This window comes from Streptomyces sp. NPDC007971 (assembly GCF_042958635.1).
Classification (GTDB): Bacteria; Actinomycetota; Actinomycetes; order Streptomycetales; family Streptomycetaceae; genus Streptomyces.
In genome coordinates this window covers 1-12,004 of the sequence record NZ_JBIBJK010000051.1, presented here as the reverse complement: position 1 = coordinate 12,004, position 12,004 = coordinate 1, and the positions used below count along the sequence as shown (strand labels likewise).

The window sequence follows — 12,004 nt, the reverse complement described above, 5'->3', positions numbered from 1 at the left end:
GGGACGGGGGCCCGACGGGCCGACCTGCCGACCTACGCCTTCCAGCGGCAGCGGTACTGGCTGAACCCGACCACAGGAAGCCGCGCCGAGGACCTGGGCCTCGGTCCGGCCGCCCATCCGCTGCTCGGAGCCGCCGTCGAACTGCCTGCGACCGGCGGGGTGGTAATGACCGGACAGCTCTCCGTGTCCGCGCAGCCCTGGCTGGCCCAGTCGCTCGTGGCGGGGCGGGTCGTGCTGCCCTCGGCGGCGCTGATGGACATGGCGGTGCGCGCCGGTGACGAGGTCGGCTGCGAGCGCGTCGAGGAACTGGTCGTCGAGATGCCGCTGGTGCTGCCCGAGCGGGGTGGTGTGCGGGTCCAGGTGACCGTTGGTGAGGCCGGACGTGACGGGCGACGCGACGTCGCCGTGTTCGCGCGGGTGCCTGAGGGGACGTGGGTGCGACATGCATCGGGCACCTTGACGTCGGCGCACACCCTGCATGCCGCCGATACCGCGTACAACCCGCAGACGGGCGATACGGCGCGCATCCCGCAGGCTGTCGATACCGCGCACCCCCTGCGCGCCGCAGAGCCGGCGTTCACCGCGTCCACCGCGTCCACCGCGAACGCCGCGCACAGGGCGGATGGAGCGACCATCGCGGATACGGCCGCGACCGGCTCCGACGCCGCTGATGCCGCACAGTGGAGCGTGCAGTGGCCGCCGACGGGTGCTGTGGCCGCCGACGTGGATGAGCTGTATGCGGGGCTGGCGGCTACCGGACTCGGGTACGGGCCCCTGTTCCAGGCGGTGCGGGCGGCGTGGCGGCGCGGCGACGAGCTGTTCGCGGAGGTGGCGCTGGCCGAGGGCACAGAGGTGGCCGGGTTCGGGGTTCATCCGGCGCTGCTGGACGCCGCCCTGCATGTGACGGGGCTGGAGCGGGTGGCCGGTCGGGGGCCGCTGCTGCCCTTGGGGTGGAGCGATGTGACGGTGCATGCGTCGGGTGCGCTGGCGGCACGGGTGCGGGTGGCGCCTTCGGCTTCGGGCGAGGCTGTGTCGGTGACCCTGGCCGACGCGGCCGGTCAGCTGATCGCGTCGGTGGGATCGGTGGCGTGGGAGCCGGCGTCCGCCGGGATGCTGGACCAGGCCGGCGGGCCGGCCCGTGAGGGACTCTTCCGGGTGGAGTGGGCTCCGGCCGCCGCGGTGCCGGCCGCCGCGGCGGCGGGGGCCGGGGACCCGGGCCGGCGATGGGCGGTGCTCGGCGAGGACGGCGGGCTGGGCGTGCCCGGTGCGGCGGCGTACGCGGACGTGGCGGAGCTGGTCGCGGCGGTGGAGGCCGGTGCCGCGGTGCCCGACGTCGTGGTGACCTGCTGTGTCTCCGGGCGCATGCACGCCTCAGGCGCGGCCGACGAAGGATCCGCCGGCGTCGCGGGTGCGGGCGTCGGGAGTTCCGCTGATGTTGCGGGTGTGGCCGACGGGGGAGTGGGGGGCGTCGTGGGCGCGGCCGGCCAAGGCTTCCGCAGTGCCACGTGTGCGGCCGGCGAAGGTCCCCTTGGTGTCGCGGATGCGGCGGACGGCGCCGCGCTGCACGTGCTGCACCTGCTGGGTGTCGTACGGGAATGGCTGGGTGCGGGGGTGCTGGACGGGTCGCGGCTGGTGGTCGTGACGGAGCGCGGTGTGGATGCGGGCCCCGGGGCGGATGTGCGGCTGGACGGCGCAGGCGTCACGGGACTGGTGCGCGCGGCGGCGGGGGAGCATCCGGAGCGGATCGTGCTGGCGGATGTGGAGACGCTCGCGGGCTCCGGACCTCTCGTCATGGCCGGTACGGCTCTCGGGGAGCCCGAGTTCGCGGTGCGGGAGGCACAGGTGCGGGTGCCGCGTCTGGCGCGTGGGGCCGGGGACGGCCTCGCGCTGCCCGGGGGGCAGGCGTGGCGGCTGAGCATCTCCGAGCGCGGCACGGTCGAGAACCTGGTGCTGGAGGAGCACGAGGACGGGCGGCGGGCGCTGGCGGCCGGCGAGGTGCGGGTCGCGGTGCGTGCGGCCGGGGTGAACTTCCGGGACGTGCTGAACGTGCTGGACATGTATCCCGGTGAGCCCGGTCCGCTGGGCCTGGAGGGTGCCGGCGTCGTGCTGGAGACCGGGCCGGGCGTGGTGGAACCTGCTGCCGGGGACATGGTGATGGGGCTGTTCCAGGGCGCGTTCGCGCCTGTGGTGGTGGCCGATGCGCGCACCGTGAGGCGGGTGCCATCGGGCTGGTCGGTCGCGGAGGCGGGCGGCGCGCCGGTGGCGTTTCTGACCGCCTACCACGCGCTGGTGGAGTTGGCGGGGCTGCGCCGCGGCGAGCGCGTGCTGATCCACGCCGCCGCCGGTGGTGTGGGGATGGCCGCCGTGCAGGTGGCCCGGCACCTGGGCGCGGAGGTCTTCGCGACCGCGTCGCCGTCGAAGTGGGCCGCGCTGCGGGATCTGGGTCTGGACGAGCGCCACGTGGCATCGTCGCGGACAAAGGAGTTCGAGGAGGCGTTCCGGGCCCGGACCGGTGGGCGCGGCATGGACGTCGTACTGGACTCCCTGGCGGGGGAGTTGGTCGACGCGTCGCTGCGGCTGACCCGTCCCGGTGGCCGGTTCGTCGAACTGGGCAGGACCGATGTCCGTGACCCGGAGCAGGTGCTGCGCGATCACGAGGTCGTCTATCGGACCTTCGATCTGCTGCAGCAGGACCCGGACGCCGTCGACGGGATGCTGTCGTCGCTGAGCGGGCTGTTCGCGGAGGGTGTGCTGCGGCCTCTGCCGGTGGCGTGCTGGGACGTGCGGCGGGCGGGGGAGGCGTTCCGGTTCCTGACCCGGGCCAGGCACGTCGGCAAGGTCGTCCTGACCGTTCCGGCCGTCTTCGGGGCGGGCCGGGCGGGCCGGGCGGGCACGGTGCTCGTCACCGGTGCGTCCGGTGCGCTGGGCGGGCTGGTCGCCCGGCATCTGGCGGCGACAGGGCGGGCCCGGAGTCTGCTGCTGGCCTCCCGCCGCGGTGCGGGCGCGTCCGGGATGCCCGCGCTGGCCGCCGAACTGGCCGGGGCCGGGACGAGCGTGCAGGTGGTGGCCTGTGACGCGGCGGACCGGAAGCAACTGGCCGGGGTGATCGCCGGGGTGCCGGCGGCGGCGCCGCTGACCGGGGTCGTCCACACGGCGGGCGTCCTCGACGACGGGGTGATCGCCTCGCTCACCCCGGACCGGGTCCGGCAGGTGATGCGGCCGAAGGCCCACGCGGCCTGGCATCTGCACGAGCTGACCCGCCACCTCGACCTGGACACCTTCGTACTGTTCTCCTCGATCGCCGGAGTCTGGGGCAACCCGGGCCAGGCCAACTACGCGGCCGGCAACACCTTCCTGGACGCTCTGGCCGTGCACCGGCGCCGGCAGGGCCTGCCCGCGGTCTCCCTCGCCTGGGGACCCTGGGAGCAGGGCATGGCCGGTGCGCTGACGGATGCCGAGCGGCAGCGGATGGGCCGACAGGGGTTGCGGCCGCTGTCCGACGCCGACGGTCTCGCTCTCCTGGACGCGGCCGCCGTACGGCCGGAGCCGCTGCTGGTGACGGCACGGCTGGACCTGGCCGCGCTGCGCCGGCTCGGACCTGCCGTTCCCGCCCTGGCGACCGGCCTCGTCCGCCCGGGCCGGCGCACCGCCGGAAACCCCGGCCCGGACGCCGGCAGGAAGCTGGCGAGCCGGCTGGCCGCGCTGCCGCCCGAGCAGCTCGCAGGGGCGATCCTGAACCTGGTCCTGACCCAGGCGGCCCTCGTCCTCGGCCGGCCCGGCCCCGAATCCATCGAATCCGCACGGTACTTCCGCCAGCTGGGCTTCGACTCGCTGACCGCGGTGGAGTTCCGCAACCGGATCAGCAGCGCGGTGGGGCTGCGGCTGCCCGCCGGGGTGGTCTTCGACTACCCGACGCCGGTGGAACTCGCCGGATATCTCCGGGACCGGATCGCCGACCAGGAGATCGACTACGAGCCGGTGCTGAACGAGCTGGACAGGCTCAAGTCCCTGCTGTCCGGGATCGCCCAGCGGGGCGGCAACAAGTCGAAGATCATGAACCGCCTCGAAACCCTCATGGACGACTTCCGCGGCGGGGACGGGGACGGGGACGGCGGGGGGCCCGCAGACGAGGACATCAGCCAAGCCACGGACGACGAGATGTTCGACCTCATCGACAAAGAGCTGGGGATCTAGGGTGATCTTGCACTCCTGGGAAATCCGGCGGACTCGAGGGACCTGCGAAGGAGTGACGCAATGACGTCCGCGGAAGGGAACACGCCTGCGGGGCGGGGCGACGAGGCGGGACCCATGTCCCCGGACACGGGGGTCTCTCGTAAGGACGAGGCACTGTCGTCCCCGGACACGGAGGCCTCTCGTAAGGACGAGGCACTGTCGTCCCCGGACACGGGGGTCTCCCGCAAGGACGAGGCACTCGCGTCGCAGGGCGCGGGAGGCTCCTCCGAGGGAGGGGCACCCTCGCTCCAGGGCACGGCGGCCTCCCCCAAGGAAGAAGCGCTGTGGCTCCTGGAGTCACTGACGCCGGGCACTCCCGTCAACAACCTGTCCGTGGCGTTCGCGGTCGACGGGCATCTGGACGCGTCGCGGCTCGATGCGGCGCTGACCGCCGTACTGCGGCGCCACGAAGCGCTGCGCACCGTCTACCGCAGCGACGGCGCCCGGCTGGTCAAGCGGGTGGCCGGCCCGGACGAGTTCCGGCTCGCCCTCGTCCGGACGGAGTCGGCGGGCGAGCCCACCGAGGACGACCTCGCGCCGGTGACGGCCGCGGCGTTCGCCCTGGACGGCGGCCCGATGCTGCGCGCGGCGCTCTTCCGCTCCCCGGACAGGGACGTCTTCTGCGTCACGGCGCACCACCTGGTCTTCGACGGGGTGTCCGCCCCGGTCCTCCTGCGGGAGCTGGCGACCGCGTACGAGCACGCCGACGGTCGGCCGGGGGAGGGCCTCGCGCCGGTGCCCGTGTGGACCGCGCCGCAGCCCGGTCCGGAGAGCCTCGCCTTCTGGCGCCGTGAGCTGGCGGGCGCGAACACCGAGGCCCTGCAGCTGGCCTGCGGCGAGCCCGAGCCGGACCGGCCGACGCTGGCGGCCGCGGAGACCAGCCGCAACCTCCCGCCGCAGACGGCGGCAGCGCTCCGCAAGCTGGGCGAAGAGCTGGAAGTCCCGGAATCCGCGGTCCTGCTGGCCGCCTACTACGTGCTGCTCGAAGCACACGGTGCCGGTCCCGACCTGATCATCGGCTCCCCGGTGGACGTACGGCCCGAGCGCGCCGCCCGCACGATCGGATACCACTCCACCTACGTGCCGCTGCGGCTGCGGGTGGACCGGGAGGAGAGCGTCCGCGACCTGGTGCGCCGCAGCAGCGGGCGGCTGCTGACGGCCGCGGTGCACGCCGACGTGGCCGTGGACGCGCACGCCGACCTCATGCCCGCGGCGGGGTACGGCGGTCGTCGGTCGCTGCCGTTCCGGCACCTGTTCGAGCATCAGGCGGGGCGCGGGCCGGCCGCGTTCACCCTCGGCGGCCTCGCGGCCACGCCGTTCCCGGCGGGGAGCGGCTGTGCCAAGTTCGACCTGCATCTCAGCGTCACATCGGCGGACGACGCCGTGACGGTACGGGCCGTCCACCGGACCGAACTGTTCGAGCGGTCCTACGTCGAACTGCTGCTGGCTCGCTACGAGGCGGTGCTCGCCTCGTTCGCCGACGACCCCGACCGCGCGGTCGGGAAGGTGCGCTGGTGGAGCGAGCGCGACCACGAGATCGTCCGGGCGGCGAACGACACCGCCGGGCCGGTCGGGTTCCCCTCCGTCCTCGATGCCGTACGGGACCACGTCCGGCGGGCCCCCGATTCCGTCGCCGTCGTCGAGGACGACCGGTCCGTCGGCTACGGGCGCCTGTGGGACGCCGCGCACACCGTGTCCGCTCTCCTGCGGGACACCGGCGTCCGGGCGGGTGACATCGTGGCGATCGCTCTTCCGCGCGGACCTGAACTGGTCGCCGCGGTCCTCGGCGTCTGGCTGACGGGCGCCGCCTACCTGCCCCTCGACGCCGCCCATCCCGAGGAGCGGATCAGGTTCCAGCTCTCCGACTCGGGCGCGAAGGTGCTCGTGGCGACCGCGGCCATGACGCACTTCGCCGACGACGGGCTCGTCGTACTGACCACCCCGTCGGTCGAGGAGGCCGCGGACCGCAGGGCGAACGACGTCCGGCCCGTGAGGGCAGACGTGTCGCCGGGGGCCGTCGACCTCCCGTCCGTGGCGGCCGACGTGCCGCCGGGAACCGTCGACCTCCCGTCCGTGTCGGTCGACGTCCCGTCCGTGGCGGCCGACCCGGCTTCCTGCGCGTACCTGATCTACACCTCCGGATCGACGGGACGGCCGAAGGGCACGCTGATCACGCACGCGGCCCTGGCCAACGTGGCCACCCACTTCACCGAGCAGTTGGGGGCGACGCCCGCCGACACGATGCTGTGGACGACGACGTTCGCGTTCGACATGTCCGGCGTCGAACTGCTCGTGTCACTCGTCTCCGGCTGCCGTCTGGCGGCCGCTCCCGACCGGGCCAGGAGCGACGGCCGGGTCCTGCGGGAGCTGGTGGAGCGGTACGACGTGCGCTTCCTGCAGGCGACGCCGACGACCTGGCGGCTGGTGATCGACCGGATGGCGGACTGCCTGCGCGGCCGGAGCGTCATCGTGGGCGGCGAGACCGTGCCCGTACCACTGGCCCGGCAGTTGGTGGCCGCCGGCTGCCGCCTGCACCACGCCTACGGTCCGACCGAGACGGCCATCTGGTCGACGTCACGCGTCGTCACGGACGAGCCCGAGGCCCGCCTCGACGTCGGCCGTCCGATCCGCAACACCCAGGTCCATGTCGTCGACCGGCACGGTCGTGATCTGCCCGTCGGCGTCAGCGGGGAACTGCGCATCTCGGGTGCCGGCGTGGCGATCGGCTACCACGGCCGTCCGGAGCTCAACGCCCAGCGCTTCGGCGAGCACCCCGAGTACGGCCGCTTCTACGCCACGGGCGACGTGGCCCGCTGGCGCGAGGACGGCCTGATCGACCTGTTCGGCCGGATCGACCGGCAGGTCAAACTCCGCGGTCACCGCATCGAGTTGGGTGAGATCGAGTCGACGCTGCTGGCGCATCCCGAGGTCGGCGCCGCCGCGGTGATCATGGTGGGGGACCCGAGCTCGGACGCCGTGCTCATCGGCTGTCTGGAGCCGGCCGCCGGCTCGCTCGACACCGGAAGCGTCTGGGCGCACGCCCGGGCCCGGCTCTCCCGGTCGATGCTGCCCGGCGACCTCGTCACCGTCGACGCGATGCCGGTCAACGCGAGCGGGAAGGTCGACTACCTCGCCCTGGGGCGGATGGTCGCCGACCGGCAGGTACGCCCGGCCGCGCCACGGCTGCGGACGGACCATCCGGACCTGGACGAGCTGACTGCCCGGCTGATCGCGCTGTGGCGGAGCGTCCTGCGGCGCGAGGACGTCGATGCCGACACGGACTTCTTCGCGCACGGCGGGGACTCGATGCTCGCCGCCGTGGCGATGCAGGAACTCCAGAACATGAGCGGTGTCTCGCTGAGCCTCACCGAGGTGTTCGAGCGACGGACCCCGCGGGAGCTGGCCGCCCGCATCCGGGACACGGCGCAGCGGGAGGAGGCGGCGCCGACCGGCTGAGGCCCGGGCCCGCGCGAAGGCGCGGCGTACGCGCAAAGGGCGCCGGGCACGGCAGGGGCCGGACCGCTGTCCGCCGGCCGAGCCCTGCGCCCTTCAGCATCCCGGTGCCCTTCAGCATCCGGGCGACCGTCGGGATCCGGGCGACTGTCGGGATCCAGGTGACCGTCGGGATCCGGGCGACCCTCGGGGTCCACGTGACCGTCGGGGTCCAGGCGACCCTCGGGATCCGGGCGACCGGCCTTGCTCAGGGCCTACTGGTCGGTCTTCCCGTCGGCGCCGAGATAGGTGAGGACGGCCCGGACCCGGCGGTTGGTGTCGTCGTCGGTGGCGAGGCCGAGCTTGGCGAAGATCGTGGTCGTGTACTTGCTGATGGCGCCTTCGCTGAGGAACAGCCGGCCCGCGATGGCCGCGTTGGACAGGCCCTCGGCCATCAGGGCGAGCACCGAGCGTTCCCGCTCGGTGAGCGTGGCGAGCGGATCGGCGCGCATCGGCCGGCCCAGCAGCTTGGCGACGACCGTCGGGTCCAGCGCCGTACCGCCGTCGGCGACGCGCTGGACCGCGTCCATGAACTGGCCGGCGTCCAGGACTCGGTCCTTGAGCTGGTAGCCGATGCCGCCGTGCCCGTCGGCGAGCAACTCGCGCGCATACAGCTGTTCCACGTGCTGCGAGAGGATGAGTACGGGCAGCCCGGGCACCTTCCGGCGGGCGGCGAGCGCGGCCTGGAGTCCTTCGTCGGAGAAGGTCGGTGGCAGGCGGACGTCCACGATGGCGACGTCCGGCCGTTCGCCGATCAGCGCGTCGAGCGTGGCGGGTCCGCTGTCGACGGCCGCGACCACGGTATGGCCGTGTGCCTCGACGAGACGGACCATCCCGTCGCGGAGCAGGAAAAGATCTTCGGCTACGACAATGCGCATGGTACCGCCGCGGTGATGTGGGTGGGGCCCCCGGTCGGGCTGTCGATTTCCAGGCTGCCGCCGAACGCCTTCATCCGGCGCTCGAGTCCGTTCAGCCCGGAGCCGGGTGAGGCAGCGGCGCCGCCGATGCCGTTGTCGGTCACGCTCGCGGTGAGCGTGCCCTGCGCGTAGCCGAGTTCGACCGTGACCTCAGAGGCCTGGGCGTGTTTGGCGACGTTCGCGAGGAGTTCTGCGACGGCGAAGTAGACCGCCGACTCGACGGGACGTTCGGGCCGGGCGGGTACCGTGCTGTGCACGGTGACCTCGACCGTGGCGTCGAGTGCCAGGGCCCGGACGGCGTCCACCAGGCCGCGTTCGGCGAGCACGGGCGGGTTGATGCCGCGGACCAGTGAGCGCAGTTCGTCGAGCGCGGTGGCCGATGTGGCGCGGAGGTCGGCGAGGAGCGCCTTCGCAGCGGCGGGGTCGGTGTCGACGAGGATCTCGGCGGCTCCCATCGACATCCCCATGGCGACCAGGCGGGCCTGGGCTCCGTCGTGCAGCCCCCGCTCGATCCGCTCCAGCTCGGCCGCCTGTGTCTGCGTCAGGTCCGCCCGGATGGCCTCCAGTTGCTCGACCCGCTTGCCGAGCCGCGAGCGCGGGACCGGCCCGAGGAACCGCTTGGCCACGGGCCCGAACATCCGCCATGCGAACGGGGCGCCGGCCAGTCCTGCGGCGATCAGGGCGATGCCGTAGCCGACCGGACCGGCCACGGTCAGATACACCCCGCCGGCCAGGGCGAGCAGCGGCAGAGCCGCCACCGGAAGCACGGTCACGCCGGCCGCCACGGCCCACAGCCCGTCCCAGTGCAGCTGCGGATCACGGAAACGGGCGTGCACCTTGGCCCGGCGGCGGGCTTCCCGCTCGGACTTGTGGTACTCGTGGCCGTCCCACCAGTAGCCCGTCGCCATGCGGGTGACCGGCGGAACGGGGCGGTAGCTCACCTCGATCCGCAGACCGAGCCAGCGCTCCGCGCAGCGGCGCGCGGCCTTGGCGAGCGCCCTGCTGGTCAGCGGGTGCACGATCCAGACGGCGACGGCGATCCACAGAACCACCACGAGGGTCTCCCCGAGCGTCGCCAGCGCCCGGACGAATCCGGGTGCGTTCAGCCCGTCGGACCATGAATAGGCGACCTGGGAGCCGCCCAGTCCGACGACCACGGCCACGACTGCGACGACACCGGTGAGTCCGACCAGCACCAGGGACCGGTACAGCCCCGACGCGGTCTCGGCACACCAGCGCAGGGGACCGCCTCCCGCGGGCAGCCTCATTCGCCCATTCCTTTCGCCACGGCGACCATTGTGCCAGCCAGGACTGCGATCCCAGCGGCTACAGGAGAACGTACGGTGCCCGACCTGCGCCGGGTATCCCGCTACGCCCCCTGGCCGGTGGGGCTAGCCCCACCCGTTTCCGGCCGCCCCGGCTGCCACGCCCGCTGTTGTGCCCCGGCCGCCGGCGCGGGACGGTCGTGCTCCGGTCCGGCAGCCTGATCGTTTTCGGACAACCCGTCCCGTGCCCGGACGATCGCGGGGCCGGCCGCGGGGCGGGACCTGGCCGGGGATGCGGGGCTGTCAGAGGTGCGAGGCGGTCAGGGGTGCGGGGCAGTCAGAGGTGCAGCACCGGTCAGGGGTGCGGGACCGGTCGGGGTGCGGGGCGGTCAGGGGTGCGGGACGGTCACCGCGGTGGCGACCACGCCCTCGCGGACGGTCCACCGTCCCTCGAAGCTCCCGAGCCGCCGACCGCCCACCAGCGGCCCGGGGACGAGCAGTTCGGCGCGGAAACGGCCGAGCGGTGCCGGTCCCGGAGCCGGGTACACCTCGATGTCCGCCTCGTCGAAACCCAGCCACTTCCCGGTCAGGGGAAACCACGCCTTGTAGACGGACTCCTTCGCGCTGAACAGCAGCCGGTCCCAGTGGACGCCCGGCTGCCGTTCGGCCAGCCGCGCCAGGCGCTCCCGCTCGGCGGGCAGCGCGACGGGGCGCAGGACGCCTTCCGGCAGCGGAGCATGAGGCTCGGCGTCGATGCCGAGGCAGGCCAGGTCGGTGGCGCGGGCCAGGGCGGCGGCGTGGTAGCCGTCGCAGTGGGTCATGCTGCCGATCAGGCCCTCGGGCCAGCGCGGAGCGCCGTGCTTGCCGGGCAGCACGGGCACCGGTGACACCCCGAGCTTCTCCATGGCACGGCGTGCGCAGCCGCGCACCACGGCGAACTCCCGGCGGCGCTTGTCCACCGCCTGCGCCACGACCGCCTGTTCCTCGGGATACAGGGGGATCCGGTCGGCCTCGTCGTCACCGTGTGCCTCCACGGCCACCACCGAGTCCGGCAGCAGCACCTCGATCACCGGGTACGGACCTCCCTCGGCAGGACGCGGCGCAGCAGCCCCGGCGTTGCCGGGCGTGTGCGCCACGCGCGGGGATCTCCCACGGACACCTCTTCGCAGCGTACGCCCTCGTGGCAGCCGGTCCGCGCCGTTCCGGGTGGGGCTAGACCCACCGGCGCAGGGGCGTAGGCGGATACCGGGTGTGGGCCTGCCGCCCCTACGTTCCCAGGGTCGGCATTCTCATCTCTTCGCCAGGATCCAGGATCGTCCTCATGGCCGGGCGCCGCTCGGAGATCGGAATCATTCAATGCGTCGCTCCGCACGTGCCGTTGCCTGCGTTCTCGCTCTGGTGTCCCCGCTGCTCGCGGTGAGCGGCTGTGGGCTGCCCGATCAGGTCGATTCGCGCTGTGAGGGAAGTGCCTGCACGGTTCACGTGCGCTCCGGGACGTCGGTCAAGGTCGAGAACCTCAAGCTGGACATAGAAGAGGTCAGCGACGACTCCGTCACGCTCGGTTCGCACGGCGTGAACCTGAAGCTGAGCAAGAAGCTGGACCTCAGGCTGGGAAGCCACCGGATCCATCTGGTGGGGACGCAGGACGGAGCGGCGGACATCCAGATCAAGTAGAGCGGCCGTGTGCAGGACCGGCACCGGACAGGACCGCTGGACAGGCACCGGACAGGACCACTGGACCGGGCCCGGGGGCAGAACCACGGGAGCGACCGGACCACGGGACACGGCCACGGAACGGGACCGCGGGACAGAACCACCGGACGGGACCGCGGGACCACGGGGCAGGACAAAGGGCAGGGCCACCACCTCTGGGAGGTGGTGGCCCTGCCCTTTGTTGTCTTGCCTGTCCTGTGTCCTTCGTGCCTGTGCGGGGAGGCCCCCCGCGTGAGAGCGGCTCTACCTGCCCGCCCCCGAGGGGTCGTGCTCGACCTTGTTCCGGTCGTCGTCGTCGCCGGCGGTCTGGTGGGGGATGGATTCGGTGGTGCCGGGGGTGGTTTCGGTGGCTTGGTCGGCGTGGCCGGGCCACCAGGCGGCGTG

Annotated in this window: 6 protein-coding genes; 3 read left to right on the top strand and 3 right to left on the bottom strand. The window is 73.3% G+C overall.

Annotated elements, in window-relative coordinates:
* The coding region (locus ACFZCP_RS45560) for an SDR family NAD(P)-dependent oxidoreductase (protein ID WP_391443080.1) at positions 1 to 4,194 on the top strand (4,194 nt) is incomplete at its 5' end.
* 60 nt (positions 4,195 to 4,254) lie between these two features.
* A complete protein-coding gene (locus tag ACFZCP_RS45555) occupies positions 4,255 to 7,689 on the top strand; it encodes an amino acid adenylation domain-containing protein (protein ID WP_391443078.1) in 3,435 nt (1,144 codons plus the stop codon).
* A gap of 251 nt (positions 7,690 to 7,940) precedes the next feature.
* Here ACFZCP_RS45555 and ACFZCP_RS45550 read toward each other — a convergent pair whose 3' ends face one another.
* From ACFZCP_RS45550 to ACFZCP_RS45540, 3 genes are all read right to left on the bottom strand, one after another.
* Positions 7,941 to 8,603 carry a response regulator transcription factor gene (locus tag ACFZCP_RS45550; RefSeq protein ID WP_362701372.1) on the bottom strand — a complete coding sequence of 221 codons (663 nt, stop codon included), beginning with the start codon at positions 8,601 to 8,603 and terminating at the stop codon, positions 7,941 to 7,943.
* Positions 8,588 to 9,910, bottom strand: a complete 1,323-nt coding sequence (locus ACFZCP_RS45545) for a histidine kinase (RefSeq protein ID WP_391443074.1) — start codon at positions 9,908 to 9,910, stop codon at positions 8,588 to 8,590. Before ACFZCP_RS45545 ends, ACFZCP_RS45550 begins: the two co-directional genes overlap by 16 nt.
* A 386-nt stretch (positions 9,911 to 10,296) precedes the next feature.
* Complete coding sequence (locus ACFZCP_RS45540; protein ID WP_391443082.1) at positions 10,297 to 10,977, bottom strand: 4'-phosphopantetheinyl transferase superfamily protein; 681 nt, start codon at positions 10,975 to 10,977, stop codon at positions 10,297 to 10,299.
* 412 nt (positions 10,978 to 11,389) lie between these two features.
* On the opposite strand from ACFZCP_RS45540, the gene ACFZCP_RS45535 reads away from it, so the two are divergent.
* Positions 11,390 to 11,581 (top strand): hypothetical protein, encoded by a 192-nt coding sequence (locus tag ACFZCP_RS45535; protein WP_391443071.1) that lies wholly within the window; start codon positions 11,390 to 11,392, stop codon positions 11,579 to 11,581.
* The last annotated feature ends 423 nt before the right edge of the window (positions 11,582 to 12,004 follow it).